The following is a 20686-nucleotide window of genomic DNA, read 5'->3' as shown; positions in this document are numbered from 1 at the left end:
GTGTTACCACACGTTTTTTAATCAAATTATTAATTTAAAAACTAAATATTATGAAAGTCTCAATTTTAGCAATTCTCGGGATATTAGGTTCTATTATCTCTTTAATTCTATCCGTTTTTACTCTTTTTGAAGCAGGTGTAATAATTTTACTTACCTCAATACTAGATGAATTAATTTATCAAAGAAATAGTTAAATTATGCCTATATTAATTTTAACAAAATTCTTTTCTTGGAATACTCTCAGACCTTTAAAAGTTTTAGAAAACATGCCTTGGCTAAAATCTGAAATAGTAAACCCTTTTTTTTTGAGAAATTCTTCTATTAATTCTGCAAGTTGTATTGAACGAGCGTTTCCAAGCATTGCTGTGATTTTAATTTCTTTTTTAATTCGGTTGGGAATTTCATCAAATGTACTATTTACTACTAATAATATGTTTTTCTTATCTAATTCATTCAGTTTAATAGGTTTTTCATTTATATTATTAATAGTATTGTTATTTCCTAATATTCCGTTATTTGTTCCTGTGTTTATGTTGGCGGGTTTGTTATTAACTAGTACTTCTGTTTCTAAATTTTTTACTTTTATAGATTTATCTTTTTTAGGAACCTCAATATATTTAGTAACTATTTTTTCCTTATATATTGTATCAGCAGGAATTTTAATTTTTTTTTCTATAAATAAAGTATCAGGTACTCTACCTATTTTAAAATATGGAGTTTCAATTGAATATCCTTTAAATAAAATAAATATTAATGGAAATAATATAATAACTAAAAGAATATATTTAATTTTGTATAAGAACATCCATATATTCATGGGGTTTGTTTCTTTATTCATTTTTCAAATGTGTGGTAACGGTTTATATATGGTTTGTTGTGTTTTTCGGGCAACTAATTTAGTAAATAAAAACGAAATAGAAAATCCCCTAAGGATTTTCGTAGGTAGGCGAGCACTAGCAATAAATTATATATTTTGTTAGCTTTTCGTTTATTTTTCCTTTTTTACAATTAAAATACCGATATAAAACCACATATTTTTCAGCGTTTTTATTCGGCGTTTAACTTGTCTAAATTTTCATTCCTAATTTCGCAAACAGGCTAAAAGTCCGCCATTTTCATTTCAGAATTACAGACAGATTCTTGCGTAATATTTGTCAGAATCCCACAGATTTTCATTTCCGATTGCATAAACAGGATAAAGTCTGCCGTTTCTATTTCATAATTGCGGACAGATTCTTACGTAATATTTTTCAAAATCTTCTGCGTTAAAATTCCATTTCTAATTGCGTAATATTTATCAGGATTCTACTTTAGGAAAACGCTTTATTTTTCCAATTTCACGCATTTTTTTTGTTAATGAAAGCTAACGCCATGTGTATGTGGCGTATTTTTCCGCCAGGAAAATATGCGCTCATACACTTTGTTAACGTGCGTTTTTTCTTTTTTAATTAAAATACCGTTATAAAATCACACATTTTTCAGCGTTTTTATTCGGCGTTTAACTTGTCTAAATTTTCATATAAACTTACGTGAAAAAATCTAAAATCGGGAATATTCCGAACATTTTTTCATTTTTATTTTCGATTGCGTAAACGAGCTAAAAAGTCCGCCATTTTCATTTCGGAATTATAAGCAAAATCTTACGTAATATTTTTTAAAATCTGCTGTTTTACGATTCCGTTTCTATTGCGCAAACGAGCTAGAAAGTCCGCTATTTTCATTACAAACAGATTCACGTAATCTTTGTCAGGATTTTACTTTTCGAAAACGCTTAATTCCGTTAATATTCCGTGTAATTTGGCTTAATGCAGGTTAACGCCTAGTGTATGTGGCGTATTTTTCCGCCAGGAAAATATGCGCTCATACACTTTGTTAACGTGCGTTTTTTTCTTTTTTAATTAAAATACCGTTATAAAATCACATATTTTTCAGCGTTTTTATTCGGCGTTTAACTTGTCTAAATTTTCATATAAACTTACGCTAAAAAATCTAAAATTGGGAATATTCCGAACATTTTTTCATTTTTATTTTCGATTGCGTAAACGAGCTAAAAAGTCCACCATTTTCATTTCGGAATTATAAGCAAAATCTTACGTAATATTTGTCAAAATCTGCTGTTTTACGATTCCGTTTCTACTGCGTAAACGAGCTAGAAAGTCGGCTATTTTCATTACAAACAGATTCACGTAATCTTTGTCAGAATTTTACTTTTCGAAAACGCTTAATTACGTTAATATTCCGTGTAACTTGGCTTAATGCAGGTTAACGGTTTGTATATGGTTTGTTGCGTATTTAAAGCACTAAATTTAGTAAATAAAAACGGAATAGAAAATCCCCAAAGGATTTTCGTAAGTAGGCGAGTACTAGCAATAAATTATATACGGTGTTAGCAATTGTATTTTAATTCTTTTCCTAATAGTTTATTAAAAAAATCTTCTGTTACTTTTAATAAATCGTCAATCAGTAACCTGTTCTTAATTATCAATTTTGGCTCTTCTACTAATTCTCCTTTTGGACTGAAGTCAAAATATTTTAATTTATTATTAAAATCATTAAATACTTTCCAATCCTTTTCTGTTTTCTTTACAAATCCTTGAGAATGGACTAATTTATTCCTAATTCGTTTTATTTTCAAAATAAATTGCCACTCTTTATCCAAGTTTCGGAAATTTACGTTGCAAGATTTCTCCAGAAACTGTTTTGCTTTCTCAATATCATTAGTTCCTTTCAAGTCGTTAATAGAATATTTCGTTTGTTTTTCAAATTCGTAATGTTCACAAATTAATTTCAATTCGTGTTCAATAAAAGTTATTATTTGTACTAAAAACGATGCTCTGAAATTATGAGGAAATAAAGTTGCAATATCTCCACTTCTATAATAATAGTCTTTTGCTATTTGATTATATTTTTTATACTCATCTTGGTCTAATTCCGCCAGACTTTTATTATACGATTTGTCCAATGACTTTTTCTCTTTGTCTAAAAAACTCTCAATTGTAGTTTGATATTTTTTAAAATCAACCAAAGAAAATTCAATTCCGAATAATAGAAATTCTGCATAATCAATAATCGGTATTTCTGTTGGTTTGGTCATATAATTGCTAACGCCATGTGTATGTGGCGTATTTTTCCGCCAGGAAAATATGCGCTCATACACTTTGTTAACGTGCGTTTTTTCTTTTTTAATTAAAATACCGTTATAAAATCACACATTTTTCAGCGTTTTTATTCGGCGTTTAACTTGTCTAAATTTGCATATAAACTTACGCTAAAAAATCTAACATCGGGGATATTCCGAACATTTTTTCATTTTTATTTTCGATTGCGTAAACGAGCTAAAAAGTCCGCCATTTTCATTTCGGAATTATAAGCAAAATCTTACGTGATATTTTTCAAAACCTACTGTTTTACGATTCCGTTTCTATTGCGCAAACGAGCTAGAAAGTCCGCTATTTTCATTACAAACAGATTCACGTAATCTTTGTCAGGATTTTACTTTTCGAAAACGCTTAATTCCGTTAATATTCCGTGTAATTTGGCTTAATGCAGGTTAACGGTTTTATATATGGTTTGTTGCGTGTTTCAAGTTCTAAATATATTAAATAAAAACGGAATAGAAAATCCCTAAGGATTTTCGTAAGTAGATAAGCACTAGCAATAAATTATATATGTTGTTGCAAGTAGTGATTTTCTAACTAAATTTCTCATTTCTTAATTTTCAATTTTTCCGTTTTATTTCTCTCTTTTTTTACGTTTCTGCTTAAAATTCCGCTTTAATTAATTTCCGCCTATTTATTCACGCTTTATTTTCAGCGTTCAATTCTGCCTTTTTTCACGTTTCAGCTTAAAACTCCGCCTTAATTAATTTCCGCTTATTTATTCACGCTTCATTTTTCAGCATTCAATTCTGTTTTTTCTCTTTTTTAGGATTTATTTTCTAAAAATAGAGTAGTAGTCATTTTCAATTTTTCCAGCACAATATTAATTTCTAGAAAAGATAAATCACTAATTAGGAATTTCAGGCTGAAATTCCGCCATTACTTGCAACGTTTTTGTGCATGGTTTCGTTGCGGAATTATAGCACTAATATAGTTTAAAAAACTCAAACTTCTACGTGCGCGAGAATTTTCCGAAGGAAAATGAACAAGCAATGAACTATGCACGTTGTTGTAAAATGCGATTTTTTGTTTAAATACTCTTTTAAATTTTTTCTAAATTACTTTTTTTGAGTAAAACTTTAATTCGTCGTTTTAAATTCCGCGATATTTATTTTCAGTTTTATAAAACTCTAAATTTTCAATATTTTTTAAATTATTAAATTTGAAGAAAACTTTAATTCAGTGTTTTCAATTCCACGATATTTATTTTCAGCTTTTATAAAACTTCTAAATTTTCAATTTTTTCTAAATTTTTCAATTTGAGAAAAATTTTAATTCTACGTTTTCAATTCCGCGATATTTATTTCTCTATATTTAGGTAATTCTAAATTATTAAATTTGAAGAAAACTTGAATTCCACGTTTTCAATTCTGCCATATCTATTTCTCTATATTTTGGGCAATTCTGAATTTTGATTAGAAATGAGATTAATCAATTTTTCTAAAAACTTTAATTCGTATTTTAAAAACTCCGCCAGATTTTTTTTTCATATTTAAGGAAATTTCAAATATTTTCTTAAATTTTAAATTCTACCGAAATTTTTGAGTTTTTTACAACGGTTTTGTATATGGTTTGTTGCGTGTTTCAAGCAACTAATTTAGTAAATAATTACCGACCAAGAAAGTCCGCGAGGACTTTCGTAAGTAGGCGAGAAGCCAGCAATAAATTATATACGTTGTTGTACGTAGTTTATTCAATGTAAGTGTAATGTTTTGTTGATTTTTTCCATAAGTTATTTTCATTTTTTTTCATAAAATAATTGAATTCTTTATAGAAAGTAAGGTTTTTATTTTCTTTTATCTTTTCAAGATAACTTGTCCACTTGTACAAAGTATTCATTATTTGACCATATTCAAACCAGATTAATTCATAATTTAAATTTTCCAATTTGGGAGATATTAAATTAAATAACTCAATTAAATTATGAATATCTCCATTTCCACAGCCACCTTCAGAAAACATATACTCAACTGTATCTGTGTAACCATTTGAAAATTTAAATTCATTTTCTTTAACTCCTGTCAAAAAATTATTTGCTTGAAATAATTCAATAAACCTATCAATTTGCTTTTGAGTAATATGGTTTCGTAGAAAATCAATTGTTTTATATGTATTTTCTAATTTGCGTTGTTTTAAGGTGTTTTTAAAAGTCAAAATGGAAATAATTCCACCAATAAGACCAAAGATTAAAATTATCCAATATCTAATTTCTTGATAGTCTATTTCGCAAATAATTTCATTCATTATGTTCGGTATATTTTGGAATTACGTACAACGCCATGTGTATGTGGCGTATTTTTCCGCCAGGAAAATATGCGCTCATACACTTTGTTAACGTGCGTTTTTTTCTTTTTTAATTAAAATACCGTTATAAAATCACATATTTTTCAGCGTTTTTATTCGGCATTTAACTTGTCTAAATTTTCATATAAACTTACGCTAAAAAATCTAACATCGGGAATATTCCGAACATTTTTTCATTTTTATTTTCGATTGCGTAAACGAGCTAAAAAGTCCGCCATTTTCATTTCGGAATTATAAGCAAAATCTTACGTGATATTTGTCAAAATTTACTGTTTTACGATTCCGTTTCGATTGCGTAAACGAGCTAGAAAGTCGGCTATTTTCATTACAAACAGATTCACGTAATCTTTGTCAGGATTTTACTTTTCGAAAACGCTTAATTACGTTAATATTCTATGTAATTTGGCTTAATGCAGGTTAACGGTTTATATATGGTTTGTTGTGTTTTTCGAGCAACTAATTTAGTAAATAAAAACGAAATAGAAAATCCCCTAAGGATTTTCGTAGGTAGGCGAGCACTAGCAATAAATTATATATTTTGTTAGCTTTTCGTTTATTTTTCCTTTTTTACAATTAAAATACCGATATAAAACCACATATTTTTCAGCGTTTTTATTCGGCGTTTAACTTGTCTAAATTTTCATTCCTAATTTCGCAAACAGGCTAAAAGTCCGCCATTTTCATTTCAGAATTACAGACAGATTCTTGCGTAATATTTGTCAGAATCCCACAGTTTTTCATTTCCGATTGCATAAACAGGATAAAATTCCACCGTTTCTATTTCATAATTGCGGACAGATTCTTACGTAATATTTTTCAAAATCTTCTGCGTTAAAATTCCATTTCTAATTGCGTAATATTTATCAGGATTCTACTTTAGGAAAACGCTTTATTTTTCCAATTTCACGCATTTTTTTTGTTAATGAAAGCTAACGCCATGTGTATGTGGCGTATTTTTCCGCCAGGAAAATATGCGCTCATACACTTTGTTAACGTGCGTTTTTTCTTTTTTAATTAAAATACCGTTATAAAATCACATATTTTTCAGCGTTTTTATTCGGCATTTAATTTGTCTAAATTTTCATATAAACTTACGCTAAAAAATCTAACATCGGGAATATTCCGAACATTTTTTCATTTTTATTTTCTATTGCGTAAACGAACTAAAAAGTCCGCCATTTTTATTTCAGAATTATAGACAAATTCTTGCGTAATATTTTTCAAAATCTGCTATTTTACGATTCCGTTTCTATTGCGTAAACGAGCTAGAAAGTCGGCTATTTTCATTACAAACAGATTCACGTAATCTTTGTCAGGATTTTACTTTTCGAAAACGCTTAATTACGTTAATATTCCGTGTAATTTGGCTTAATGCAGGTTAACGTTTTTGTATATTATTTGTTGCGTATTTTGAGCAACTAATTTAGTAAATAAAAGCGGAATAGAAAATCCCCTAAGGATTTTCGTAAGTAGGTTAGTACTAGTAATAAATTATATACCTTGTTGCCATTAGTTTTTCTTATAAATAAATGAAGAGTTTCCTGTTTTTAATTCTAATTCTTTTCTTTTCATTTTTATTATATCATAACTAAAAACAACCCCTTGTATAATTTCTTTTCTTTCAGGGTGGTCTTTTAATATTATTTCAATTTCGTAGTTTTTATCAGGTATAATAATTAAAGGGTAGCTTTCTTGTCCTATAGCTGTAACTCTAAGAAAATAATTTGATTTTGAAAAGGGAATTTTAATTTTATTACTTCCACTTAATGACTTTATTTCTCCAGTTAAATCTGAGGTTCCTAGATGATTCCTTCTGTTACTTAAATAAGAATAAAAAAAAGGATTTTCAATTTCATCTAATACTTTTATTTTAATATTTATACTATCTTTTCTACTTGTTGCTATTGTGTTTATAATTTTATGTGAACTAGAATAATATTTAGAATTAAATTCAGTACTTTGATCTTCAAATTTTAAGTAAAGTTTTTTGTTTGTTATTTTATAATTACCTTTTCCATAAGATTCACTTACACAACCTCCAGAGAAGTATTCAAAAGTAAAATCTTTCTTAAAAAGAATAGATCTATAATCATAACTATTTCCATATGAATATTTTCCTTTTATTTGAGAGTTAATATTAAGGTTAAATATCAAAAATATTATTAGAAATTTATATTTCATAATTAATGGCAACGTTGTTGTATAAGATTAGTTGCGTATTTTAAGCACTAAAGTTAGCAAATAAATCACAGATAGAAAGTCCGCGAGGACTTTCGTAAATTGGCTAAAACTAGCAATTAATTTTATACGGTGTTGGCAATAGTTTTATTATGTCCAATCTGTTAAATATTATTCAATTAACTGTAATAGATGATTGTATTTTTTAGAGCCTATAGTATAAGTTCTTTTTCCCCCTTTATGATATTTATAACTAATTGTAGTGTAAGTCCAAGGTATTACAACTTCGTTTTTTTCATTTATTATAGTGCTTTTATTATCTTCTATTCTCCTAACTTTAGCAAAACCATCGCTAAAGCCATAAGAGCCACTAAACCTACCTCTCTTATACATAACAGGGATAGTTATTTTCCCTTTTCTGTTAATATAACCTGCTTTTCCATTACAAGTAACCATATGTAATTTTTCTAATTCTTCTTTCCAAATTGTATATTTTATGGGTAGGATAGTTTTGTTATTACTATCTACAATACCTTGTTTTCCATTTTTTGTTACAATGTATAAGTTGTTGTAAAACCTTTCTAATTTGTCATAAATTAATGGAATTGAAGGCTTGCCATTATATCCCATAAGACCATACAAATTATTTTTTTTTATTTGTAGATCTAAAAACTGGACATTATAAATATCATATATAAAGGGTGCTTTTGTTTCACCATTTCCATCTACAAAACCTATTTTATTGTTTTTAATTGCAGAAACAATAGGAGCATACTCAAAATAACTTGTTCTAATATTAGTTAAACCTTTTGTTCCTATTTCTTCTCCTTTGTTGTTTATAAATGTATATGTTCTATCTTCTTTTTGTGCAATAATATAAAACTCGTCATTGTATTTTTGTACTTCAATATTTATGTATATAAATCCTGATACATTTTCAAACTCATTATTATAAATAGCATAAAACTCATTGTCACTTTTTTCAACTTCAACAAAATTGGTTGTAAGTGCCCTAATATAAACGTCCTTTATTTTTTTAAATATTTTTGTTTTTGGATTTAAATAAAAGTATTGACTTTCATCTTCTTTATTTTTTAGATAAAATTGATTAATTTTATCAAAACCGTCAAATGTTAAGTAACTAAGATTCGTTTCAGGAATTGTAAAGAGTAATTCATTTTTAGTATTCATTACCAAAGTTTCTTTTTCCAATTGATTTAAATAAAATGTTGAAGGAAATTTATTTTTAACAATGAAATCGAAATCTAAATTCTCCCTTTCTTTTTCTATATAAAACTTTATTTTATCAATATTACCTTGAAAACTATATTGTGAACTATTGTATTTACGTTCTAATAAGATGTATTTATAAAATATTTTTTTTATTTCTTCTTTTACGATTTCGAGAGATTCTATATTTTTAATATTTTGATAGGTCTTTTCTGCTATTTTTAAACGTTCCTTATTTTCTTTTTTTAATGTATTTGGAGAATAATTTCTCTGTTCTTTTTCTTTTAATTTTTTGCCTTTATTGTTATAAGCTTCAATTTTAAAAAAATCTACATTGTCAATATTTTGAAAATGAACATAGTTATTTGTTATTTCATTTATTATAATGCCTTTTTTATTTTTAAGTATTTCTTTTTTACCAAAAACAATTGTATCATATGCTTTAGTGTAGTTAATATTAGCAGTAACTAATAAACTGTCTATATATTTTGCTTTACCATATTCTATATCAAAACGACCAAACTTGAAATATGCTTCTTTATTAAAAATAGTATCAATTTCTTTAGTATTTAAATATTTTTTCTTCAATGTATATATATCTTCAAATACTGTTCTATCTTCGTGGTAGTTTGTGATATATTGATTTTTTGTATCAAACTTAAGGTAGGTACTATCATTTTTAAAATTTTGAATTAAATAAGTGTGTTTTTTAAGAACTTCTACTTGTTTTTTTATCCCTTTTAAATATAATCTAAAAGGTAAAATATACTCTTCTTCTAAAATACTATCTTTATTAAAAACAGTTTCTTTTTCTGTATAAACTGCTTTTTTTATAGATGTAATATTTTTTTTAAATTCTTTTTTTATTTCATCTAAAGTTAAATTGTTTATGTAGTCAAGGCTTTTGTTTAACCTTGTTTCTTCTGATTCAGTAAGTTTTATTTTTGCAATATCAAAAGTGTCTTCTTTAGTTTCTTGACTGCAACTAACATTGAAAACTAAAGTAATTAATAAGGTAATTATTATTTTTATTTGTTTCATTATCTCATCTAAGTTATTGAATGGAGGAGTATCATTTTAATTATTGCCAACGCCTAGTGTATGTGGCGTATTTTTCCGCCAGGAAAATATGCGCTCATACACTTTGTTAACGTGCGTTTTTTCTTTTTTAATTAAAATACCGTTATAAAATCACACATTTTTCAGCGTTTTTATTCGGCGTTTAACTTGTCTAAATTTTGATATAAACTTACGTGAAAAAATCTAAAATCGGCAATATTCCGAACATTTTTTTATTTTCTATTGCGTAAACGAGCTAAAAAGTCCGCCATTTTCATTTCGGAATTATAGACAAATTCTTACGTGATATTTGTCAAAATCTACTGTTTTACGATTCCGTTTCTATTGCGTAAACGAGCTAGAAAGTCCGCTATTTTCATTACAAACAGATTCACGTAATCTTTGTCAGGGTTTTACTTTTCGAAAACGCTTAATTACGTTAATATTCCGTGTAATTTGGCTTAATGCAGGTTAACGGTTTATATATGGTTTGTTGTGTTTTTCGAGCAACTAATTTAGTAAATAAAAACGAAATAGAAAATCCCCTAAGGATTTTCGTAGGTAGGCGAGCACTAGCAATAAATTATATATTTTGTTAGCTTTTCGTTTATTTTTCCTTATTTACAATTAAAATACCGATATAAAACCACATATTTTTCAGCGTTTTTATTCGGCGTTTAACTTGTCTAAATTTTCATTCCTAATTTCGCAAACAGGCTAAAAGTCCGCCATTTTCATTTCAGAATTACAGACAGATTCTTGCGTAATATTTGTCAGAATCCCACAGTTTTTCATTTCCGATTGCATAAACAGGATAAAATTCCACCGTTTCTATTTCATAATTGCGGACAGATTTTACGTAATATTTTTCAAAATCTTCTGCGTTAAAATTCCATTTCTAATTGCGTAATATTTATCAGGATTCTACTTTAGGAAAACGCTTTATTTTTCCAATTTCACGCATTTTTTTTGTTAATGAAAGCTAACGATTTGTATATGGTTTGTTGCGTTTTTAAAGCACTAAATTTAGTAAATAAAAACGGAATAGAAAATCCCCTAAGGATTTTCGTAAGTAGGCTAGTACTAGCAATAAATTATATATGCTGTTGTAACTAGTTTTTATTTCTCGATTTCATTAATATAACAACTAACTTTTTCATTTATAATGTTATAAGCTCCCCAAGCATTTCCAAAAACTTGTTGTTCGTCTAAATAGTACCGAATAAAGAAATTTTTTGCATTTCCACAAGTATTTAATTTTAGGTATTCAGAAAACTTGATTAAGTTCGTTTGGCTTATTTCACTATCTAAGAGAACTTCTAAATCTCCTCTTTTAATTATTTCAGCATAATTTTTTTTGATTATTTTAAATTCAATTTTATTATTCCCAACAATATTTTTCGGTATTTGAGTTAGATATTCTGGTTCGTGGATATAAGGGTCTATAACTTGTTTTGTTTTTAGTTTATAACTTTTATGGACTTGCTCAACTTGATAATATTTCACGCCTCTTCCTTTCAATTTCTTCATAATCAAATTTTTATGGTCATTATCCATTCTTAACCCAAAATAAATCGATTTTAAAGCGTCATATTCATAGTAATATGGACCAGGAAAATTTGTAGTAATTCTATATTCTTGTTCATAATCCCACCTTTTAGATTTATATCCTGCTAGTTTTTTAATCAACTTTTGATTTTTACTTTGAATATCTTTTAATTCAATATCAGGTGGATTTTTTGTATATATAATTGGAAAGGAAAAAAAAGTTCCAGAATAACTATTTAAAAGACTATCTAAATCATATTCAATACAGAATCCTTTGTGACCATCGGCATAGTGAGCCCATAGAATTTCATCAAGTGCATTACCAGATAATGAGTAAATTCCAGCTTTTTTCAAAGCATCAAGAACATTCATTAAAGCGTCGTGTACTTTTGATAATGCACTCTTTTTTTTTTGATTAAGAAACCAACCTATAGATTTAGATTGTTTTTGGAATTTATCAGACTTGACTATCGTTTCCCAAGGGTCATTAAGTGCATCTATGCAAGAGCTCCAAAAATGATTTTCCTCGAGAGATTGAATATCTCTTTCAATTATTTCTTTTGTTCCACCTCTATATTTATAAACTAACATGACTTTTTTCTTAAAATTAGTTACAACGTTTATGTATAAGGAAAGTTGCGGTTTTGTCAGCGAGGAATTTCCGAAGGAAATTCAGAAGTTGATAAAAATGCAACTGCCTTTAATTAAGCACTAATTTAGCAATTTTTTTTATATGGTGTTGGCTGTAGTGTTTTTTTCAGGCTAAAATTTCGTAATTCAATTCAGAATTCCAGGATTTAAAGTTTTCAACATTCAAACATTTCAAACGACTAATTAAATATTCAGCCATTATTTTTTGACATTCAGTCATATTTTCAGCTTTTTGTGATAAGTCTGTAATTCCTTTTTCCTCACGAAAAATATTATTCCGACTGCAATTTACATATGGAACATATTTATTTCCATTTATTATTGGTGAGTAACCTAAAGTCAAAACTCCATAATTGAATAAAAAACTATCAAAAAATCCATAATAACTTTTATTCCGATTGCTGTTTTTAAATTCATCTTTTATAAAGTTCAATACAGGATGATTTTCGTTTGAAATTAGTCTCTTTATTTCTCGGTTAAAAACTATTGTACTCATTCTTTTTTGTTTTACAGTTTATTTCGGTTTTGCATTACAGCCAACGGTTTATATATGGTTTGTTGTGTTTTTCGGGCAACTAATTTAGTAAATAAAAACGAAATAGAAAATCCCCTAAGGATTTTCGTAGGTAGGCGAGCACTAGCAATAAATTATATATTTTGTTAGCTTTTCGTTTATTTTTCCTTTTTTACAATTAAAATACCGATATAAAACCACATATTTTTCAGCGTTTTTATTCGGCGTTTAACTTGTCTAAATTTTCATTCCTAATTTCGTAAACAGGCTAAAAGTCCGCCATTTTCATTTCAGAATTACAGACAGATTCTTGCGTAATATTTGTCAGAATCCCACATTTTTTCATTTCCGATTGCATAAACAGGATAAAGTCTGCCGTTTCTATTTCATAATTGCGGACAGATTCTTACGTAATATTTTTCAAAATCTTCTGCGTTAAAATTCCATTTCTAATTGCGTAATATTTATCAGGATTCTACTTTAGGAAAACGCTTTATTTTTCCAATTTCACGCATTTTTTTTGTTAATGAAAGCTAACGTTTAGCTATGGTTAGTAAGGGAATAGAAAGTCACGGACTTTCAATTTAACACTTAGCCAAAGCATTTTGTTTGTTTTTATTTTTTTATATCGAAAGACAAATCAAAATGATTTGGCGGACTTAGTAAATATACACTAACTTTTGGATTTAACACTTAAAACCCTTATTAATTATAGGTGTTGTTGTAGTGCGTTTTTATTTAAGCCTTTGCCTTATTAATTCCAAATGTTTATTAATTAAATCTTTGTCTGGGTCAGATTGAGTGTGTCTTAGTGCTCTAAAATAAAAGAACAAACTAATTCTTAAACTTCTTAAAGTCAGGTTTTCGTAATCATTTGAGTTGATTTTTGATTTTACTTTTTTTGATATTTCTGCTATCTTTTCAAAAGTATCAAGTTTATCTATTGAATGTGCAAATTGCCCTGCTTGAGTTAAATTATTGTTTTCTGGTATGTCAATTAATTTTAAATCACTATCAGATATTTTGTTCATATTCATTTATTTTTAATTCAAGACGTTCATTTAAATATGAATTTTTATTGTTAAGCTGTTTTAAAATTAATTTAGCTTCTTCACAATATCTTTTAATTTTATCTTTAGTCCAATGATTAGGAGGAATTTGTAAATTAGTTATTCTATCAGCTATTTTAACTATTCCAACTTCTTTTTGAAGTTTATTTATTCGATTTAAGCTATCAATCATCTTTTCTTGTTTTGACTGTAGTTTTTCGTCTTTAGTTAATGCTAGTACGGCTATTGCTATTGTCTCTCCAAATTTATTTTTAATTTCTTTAAAACTAGCGTTTGTGTCTTCAATAGTATCGTGCAGTATTGCTACTTGAATAGCAAAATCAATATCAAATGTTTTATCAGCATAGTAAGCTATTAAAATTTCCATAGCTACATTTGAAATATGTAATAAATAATTAATATTTGTCCCAGGAACTTTTTGTTCACTATGTTTTTCTCCAGCAAATTTCATTGCTTCTTGATATAATTCTTGTATCATTTCATTCTTTTTTTTATGCACTACAACGTTTTTGTATATGGTTTGTTGCGTTTTTAAAGCACTAAATTTAGTAAATAAAAACGGAATAGAAAATCCCCTAAGGATTTTCGTAAGTAGGCTAGAACTAGCAATAAATTATATACGGTGTTGGTACACGTTTCAATTAATTTTTATTTCTGGAAATATTTCTCTAGAATGTTTGCTATCGATATAATGATAAATAAATTTACCTTTATTATCAAAACCAGAAGCGATTACGTTACAATTAAATAAGTATCCTTTATTATCTTTTTGTACTTTACATATTTGAACTCCAACTAACTTTAATAAATTTTTAGCTATATATGGTCTAAAGCATACATTAATAGATTGTTTTTTCGCTATGGAAGGATAACACCAAGCATCCTGTACAGTTTTAGGAGGTAAGTCAAAATAATCTTTAGTTATTTGCTCAGAAACTTTATACAAGAATTCTGTTCCTTCTCCAACATCTCTTGTAAATTCATCTCTAAGAAAATTATTTATTATTCTCATTTTTAAATTTTCATCATCATTCAATTCAGGTATATCTTCCCATACTCCAATCATTGAGGCTTTTACTTCATCTGTTGATTCATAAACGATAAGGCAAAATCTTTCATTTTCTTCAATTTTTAATTCTTCTACCGCTATTGATGGGTCTTTAGGAGAGGTATAAAGAAGTGACTCATTAACTTTATTTAACCTTCCTCTTTTTGTAATAAATTTTTCGGGAGGATTCCAAGCATCACTCTCAAATGTCATTGCTTTTAAAGGTAGGTAAACGTCATCTTTAGCAATTTTCCGAACCCTATAGAATCTTGTGTTTACAGGATACTTAGTTATCATAGGAAACAAGATTGCTTTATTTAGTCCATTTATATTTACAGATATTGTTTTTGAAATTTCATTGAATAAATCTTTATCGCTAATTGTTTTTATATCAATATTTCGGAAGTTTTCAATCTTTTTAATTAAATCTACAGTTTTTATTTTTCTCAATAATTGCTTACATTGAGAGATGAAATTGTCTTTCATTTTGTGTTTTTTATTTAAAAATGTGTACCAACGGTTTATATATGGTTTGTTGTGTTCTTCGAGCAACTAATTTAGTAAATAAAAACGAAATAGAAAATCCCCTAAGGATTTTCGTAGGTAGGCGAGCACTAGCAATAAATTATATATTTTGTTAGCTTTTCGTTTATTTTTCCTTTTTTACAATTAAAATACCGATATAAAACCACATATTTTTCAGCGTTTTTATTCGGCGTTTAACTTGTCTAAATTTTCATTCCTAATTTCGTAAACAGGCTAAAAGTCCGCCATTTTCATTTCAGAATTACAGACAGATTCTTGCGTAATATTTGTCAGAATCCCACAGATTTTCATTTCCGATTGCATAAACAGGATAAAATTCCACCGTTTCTATTTCATAATTGCGGACAGATTCTTACGTAATATTTTTCAAAATCTTCTGCGTTAAAATTCCATTTCTAATTGCGTAATATTTATCAGGATTCTACTTTAGGAAAACGCTTTATTTTTCCAATTTCACGCATTTTTTTTGTTAATGAAAGCTAACGGTTTGTATATGAAAAGTGCTGTTTTGTGTGCGAGGATTTTCCGCAGGAAAATCAGATGTAGCAAAACGGCACTGACTTTTGTATTATGACTAAATTAAGCATTTTTTATATACTTTGTTAGCTTTTCGTTATTTTTTTTACAATTAAAATACCGATATAAAATCACATATTTTCAGCGTTTTTATTCGGCGTTTAACTTGTCTAAATTTTCATTTCTGATTGCATAAACAGGCTAAAGTCTGCCGTTTCCATTTCATAATTACAAACATATTTTTCCGTAATATTTGTCAGAATCCTACAGTTTTTCATTTCCGATTACATAAACAGGCTAAAGTCTGCCGTTTTCATTTCAGAATTACAGACAGATTCTTGCGTAATATTTATCAGGATTCTACTTTTTTAAACCGCTTTATTTTTCCAATTTTGCGTAATTTTTTGTTAATGAAAGCTAACGGTTTATATATGGTTTGTTGCGTTTTTCGAGCAACTAATTTAGTAAATAAAAACGAAATAGAAAATCCCCTAAGGATTTTCGTAGGTAGGCGAGCACTAGCAATAAATTATATATTTTGTTAGCTTTTCGTTTATTTTTCCTTTTTTACAATTAAAATACCGATATAAAACTACATATTTTTCAGCATTTTTATTCGGCGTTTAACTTGTCTAAATTTTCATTTCTGATTGCATAAACAGGCTAAAGTCTGCCGTTTCCATTTCATAATTACAGACAAATTCTTGCGTAATATTTGTCAGAATCCCACATTTTTTCATTTCCGATTGCATAAACAGGATAAAATTCCACCGTTTCTATTTCATAATTGCGGACAGATTCTTACGTAATATTTTTCAAAATCTTCTGCGTTAAAATTCCATTTCTAATTGCGTAATATTTATCAGGATTCTACTTTAGGAAAACGCTTTATTTTTCCAATTTCACGCATTTTTTTTGTTAATGAAAGCTAACGGTTACTGTATGGTTAGTGGCGTTTTAAAATGCCGAATTTTTCGATTTATAACTAGACTTAATTAAATGTTACTGAGCTTTAAATTTAGCACAATGTAGCCATTAATTATACAGCTTGTTATGCACTGTTTATTTCTTTTTCGATATTATCAAAATATGGATGCTCTATATGATAACTTTTTTTTCTGTCTTCTGCGTAAATTATAAAGTCATTAAAAGGAATCTCGTTATTCATTAATAATTGGAAATCATGTATTGTATAACACTTATATTTACTGTTAAACATATATATATTAGGTGCATTAATTATAAAAATTCCCTCAATCTTGTATTCTGTTAATTCTAAAATAATTGGGTTTTCATTTCTTAGTCTGAAATGGTTTTCAATTATTTTTTTATTTGATTTAGTCCAGTCTATTTTCCTTTTTAATTGAGCTTCATGTTTTTGTTTAAAATTAGAGTAATCCCTTTTCCAATTGCTGTAATCAAATCTTGACCTATTATGTTTACATTCTGATACATAAATTATTTTTTGAAACATGTCAATAAAAAGGATGTCTATATCTCCAATTGTATCTGTAATATTTATGTATTGTTTATTATGGGTTTTAAATCTTAAAATATCTACTTCATAAGGATGGTTATGTTCTTTGAGTTTTTCAATTATTGGATTTTGCAAAACTTTGTCGTGAGTATTATCAATTACTTGTATGAATTTTTTCAAATCATGATTGATTTTCCATTCTATAGGAAATATACCAAATGGAAAACAATTGGTATTTAATTGAGAAAGACTTTCTCCCCATTTATTAGGGCCTATTAAGTGATAAATATTTTCATCAATGTTGTATTCCAAAATAGGTTTATACATATATCTTCCAATGTCCTGATTTGTATAGAAACATTGAGCTATGTCTAAAGCATTATTTTTTGTGATTTTTAACCCGTCATAGAAACTGTCAATAAATTTATGATTTACAGGTGTGTTTTCTTTGATGTTTTTAATTATTTCAGGAAGTTTTGTAACACCAAGGCTATTAGAATTATTTGATAATATTTCAGCGATAAAATAACATAAATCATTATATTTAATAGAATATTTATCTTCAATTAAATTCTTAAAATCGTCGATACAATCAGTTAAAGTAACTTCTGAATCATGTTTTGGTAATTCATTAAATATATGAGAAAAAAATAAAGGATAAGGTTGATATGTTAAATACTGAAGTTCATTATCTTCCATTTTAACACCTATTGATTTTTGAAACAGTTGACTCTGTGCTATATATTCACTAGAAATAAAAACCCATTCTCCTACATATATCATTTCTTCTAACAAAGAGATATATTCTAATGAGTTTTTTGCTATTTCATGGTTGAAATTTGATGTTCCTTTCAAATTATACCTTGTAGATTGCTCAAGTATTATTTTTAATATTCTTCTTGAACCAGCTATTTTCTCTTTATTAATATCTAATTTCTTGCCTTTAATTAAGTTTAAATGAATGTCAATAGAATCTTCATGGATTGTATGACAAAATAAATAAAAGGAAAATCTATTCTCATTTTTAATTAAAGATTCTAGTTTATTCAGTAAGAAAGTAAAACAATCTTTTAAAATTTCTTGAACTTTTGTAGGTTCATTATATTCGTTAGAATTTTCAAAGTGTTTTTTTTTGATATACACAGAAAGTTCTGACCAATAAACTTTTTTATGTTTACTATCAGAAACAACTATTTTTTTTCCTTCTATATTATATCCTGGCATTTTAATTTTGAGTTATGTTTTTTTGTCTAAAAATAAACTTAATAATTTCTTGAAAACGTTTCCTTAAAGTAATTGGTTTTTTAGAAAATGAGTAGAATAGTGCATAACGTTTCGTGTATGGTTTAGTGCGGGAATAGAAAGTCAGGGACTTTCAATTTAGCACGAGGCAAAGCATTTTGTTTGCCTTTATCTTTTTTTGTACTAAAGTCAAATCAAAATGATTTGACGGACTTAGTAAATATACACAAAACTTTTGGTTAAGCACTAAACCCGTATTAACTATACACATTGTTGTGGTGCGTTATTTTATCTTATCAACTGTTTCAAGTAGTCTTTCGGCATATCCAAAAGCTGGTATTTTCACCCAACTTTTATTGACAATAAATATCCAGAATAACAAAAACACCAATAGAATTATTTGAGAAATAAGAGTAGAAGAATCCATATAATTAATTGTTTCATTTGATATGTAATTATTAGTCCATATACCAATTGAAAGAATAATAATTACAACAATGGAAAAAGGTTTTAACCCTAATGTATTTCTTCTAAAACCATAATTAATGTTTTCGTTGAATAAAAGGTCGTGCTTTTTTGTGTCTCTAGTTTTACTTATCAAAAACTTTGTCCACGATTGGTATACTTCATCAAATAATCCTGTAGAATTCTCTTCTTCTGATGCGGATGGTGTTATTTCGTTTGGAATTAGCTCACACATAGTTTGATGATACTTTCTTTTTGTTATTGAATTAATGGTATTATCTGAAAAACGAAAAATTTGAGTTGTTGGAGCGCCACCCCATTCAGACCATAAATCAATTTCTATCTTTTTTCCTCTATCTCGTCCAACCTGAGAAAACAGAAAAAATAGAATAGTTGTTAATCCAAGGCTACCTAATGACTGATAATAGGATTGGAACTGAATCGAGAATAATGTTCCAATAATTATAATAGGTAGTAGTGATAATATCACTGGATAGATACGAGCTTTTAAGTTATAAATATTCATTTAATCTTCAACGTTTTCAGAGAATGGTTTTGGTGTTGCTGATGACCATCCAATTCTAGTATTAGTATTTATATGATGATTTAGTCCAGTTCCCTCAGTTGTGTAGACTTTTGCACCTCTTCTAATATAAGCATTAATCACTTTTTTTGCAGGGTGTTTAGGAGCATCTTTAGAAGCTGATACATATGCAGTTTTACATTTTATAGAATTTAGAATACTAGGTGAAATGTTCCTTTTACTTCCGTGGTGAGGTACTTGCATAAATTTCACATTTGAAATATCAATTCCTTTATTATTGCAGTAGTCAATAATTCTTTTCAGAGCTGGAATTCCAGTATCTCCAGTAAATAAATATTTATCTCCGTCCAGTTCAAGAAGAACAACAGCACTAGAATTATTTTCTGCAGAAGTTTCACCATCTTCACTTAAAGTCTCTATTTGCATTGATTCTCTAACCCAATTGACAGCTTCTTTTACAGCACTAAATGACTTTTGAAGACTTGTTTCTTTAGCTTTAGGACTTTTTGCAAAATCTGGAAGTAATGATAAATAATAATTCTTATCTGGACCAAGAACTCTAATGATTTTATTATCATATGATAAACCACTAAATGGTTCGTATATTTTAATTCCTCTACGTTCTGCAATCTCTACACACTCGTAAGCGAAATTATAAGCTTCTTTAAGCCTTTCAGATAAACTATTTGATGTAATCCGTCCATCGTGAAATAAATCTTTAATCTCTTTAGAGTGTTCCCAAGGCTTATGTATTATTAAGGATTTAATTGTTAATTCTTCATCACCAAGAACTTCTCTTAAGCCAGATGCGTGGTCACCATCCGGATGAGTACAAATAACTATATCAATTATGTATGTCTTGTATGTTTCTTTTATAAGCTTACATAACTCTTTTCCTGATTCTTTTGTGCCTCCATCAATTATAATAACTTTCTGTTCCGATGGATTGGAAAAATTACCATACCTAAAAGCAATAGCATCTCCGCTCTTTTCTCCATTTCCGACAGGTAAAAAATCTATTTCTAAACTATTCATTTATTTCATATCGTTTTTTTGTAATGCACCACAACGGTTTGTGTATGATTTGTTGCGTTATTTAAGCAACTAATTTACTAAATAAAACACGAACGGCAGAA

At 27.8% G+C, this 20686-nt stretch carries 14 protein-coding genes; 1 reads left to right on the top strand and 13 read right to left on the bottom strand.

The genetic code is table 11. The annotated features are described in order from the left end of the window. Window positions 1-50 precede the first annotated feature (50 nt). Window positions 51-194, top strand: a complete 144-nt coding sequence (locus ABNT14_RS07530; protein WP_159459519.1) for a hypothetical protein — start codon at window positions 51-53, stop codon at window positions 192-194. On the opposite strand, the gene ABNT14_RS07525 is transcribed toward ABNT14_RS07530, so the two are convergent. From ABNT14_RS07525 to ABNT14_RS07465, 13 genes are all read right to left on the bottom strand, one after another. Next, window positions 191-838: a hypothetical protein gene (locus tag ABNT14_RS07525; protein WP_145993562.1), complete on the bottom strand. Its 648-nt coding sequence runs from the start codon at window positions 836-838 to the stop codon at window positions 191-193. The two genes, ABNT14_RS07530 and ABNT14_RS07525, sit on opposite strands and share 4 nt — an antisense overlap. A 1548-nt stretch (window positions 839-2386) precedes the next feature. Continuing rightward, window positions 2387-3094 carry a hypothetical protein gene (locus ABNT14_RS07520; protein ID WP_101903693.1) on the bottom strand — a complete coding sequence of 236 codons (708 nt, stop codon included), beginning with the start codon at window positions 3092-3094 and terminating at the stop codon, window positions 2387-2389. A gap of 1753 nt (window positions 3095-4847) precedes the next feature. After that, on the bottom strand, window positions 4848-5402 hold the full coding sequence (locus ABNT14_RS07515; RefSeq protein WP_101902428.1) for a hypothetical protein: 555 nt from the start codon (window positions 5400-5402) through the stop codon (window positions 4848-4850). 1569 nt (window positions 5403-6971) lie between these two features. Next, on the bottom strand, window positions 6972-7643 hold the full coding sequence (locus ABNT14_RS07510; protein ID WP_348719372.1) for a hypothetical protein: 672 nt from the start codon (window positions 7641-7643) through the stop codon (window positions 6972-6974). A 168-nt stretch (window positions 7644-7811) separates the two neighbouring features. Then, entirely contained in the window at window positions 7812-9911 is a 2100-nt protein-coding gene (locus tag ABNT14_RS07505; RefSeq protein WP_101907599.1) for a WG repeat-containing protein, read from the bottom strand. A gap of 1137 nt (window positions 9912-11048) precedes the next feature. Then, entirely contained in the window at window positions 11049-12068 is a 1020-nt protein-coding gene (locus ABNT14_RS07500; RefSeq protein WP_101902718.1) for a DUF2971 domain-containing protein, read from the bottom strand. 166 nt (window positions 12069-12234) lie between these two features. After that, complete coding sequence (locus ABNT14_RS07495) at window positions 12235-12624, bottom strand: hypothetical protein (RefSeq protein ID WP_200809375.1); 390 nt, start codon at window positions 12622-12624, stop codon at window positions 12235-12237. 752 nt (window positions 12625-13376) lie between these two features. Then, window positions 13377-13673, bottom strand: coding sequence for a hypothetical protein (locus ABNT14_RS07490; protein WP_145993563.1), 297 nt, complete (start codon window positions 13671-13673; stop codon window positions 13377-13379). Continuing rightward, on the bottom strand, window positions 13657-14190 hold the full coding sequence (locus tag ABNT14_RS07485) for an HD domain-containing protein (protein ID WP_101902168.1): 534 nt from the start codon (window positions 14188-14190) through the stop codon (window positions 13657-13659). Before ABNT14_RS07485 ends, ABNT14_RS07490 begins: the two co-directional genes overlap by 17 nt. 159 nt (window positions 14191-14349) lie before the next feature. Next, window positions 14350-15246: a hypothetical protein gene (locus ABNT14_RS07480; protein ID WP_101902167.1), complete on the bottom strand. Its 897-nt coding sequence runs from the start codon at window positions 15244-15246 to the stop codon at window positions 14350-14352. Window positions 15247-16873: 1627 nt separating this feature from the next. Beyond that, window positions 16874-18523 carry a hypothetical protein gene (locus ABNT14_RS07475; RefSeq protein ID WP_101902803.1) on the bottom strand — a complete coding sequence of 550 codons (1650 nt, stop codon included), beginning with the start codon at window positions 18521-18523 and terminating at the stop codon, window positions 16874-16876. A 301-nt stretch (window positions 18524-18824) separates the two neighbouring features. Then, window positions 18825-19496 (bottom strand): hypothetical protein, encoded by a 672-nt coding sequence (locus tag ABNT14_RS07470; protein ID WP_145993578.1) that lies wholly within the window; start codon window positions 19494-19496, stop codon window positions 18825-18827. Window positions 19497-19532: 36 nt separating this feature from the next. Then, window positions 19533-20585, bottom strand: coding sequence for a ComEC/Rec2 family competence protein (locus ABNT14_RS07465; protein WP_101902801.1), 1053 nt, complete (start codon window positions 20583-20585; stop codon window positions 19533-19535). Window positions 20586-20686 lie beyond the last annotated feature (101 nt).

It is taken from the genome of Tenacibaculum dicentrarchi (assembly GCF_964036635.1).
Taxonomy (GTDB): domain Bacteria; phylum Bacteroidota; class Bacteroidia; order Flavobacteriales; family Flavobacteriaceae; genus Polaribacter; species Polaribacter dicentrarchi.
This window is presented reverse-complemented; position numbering and strand designations above follow the sequence as displayed.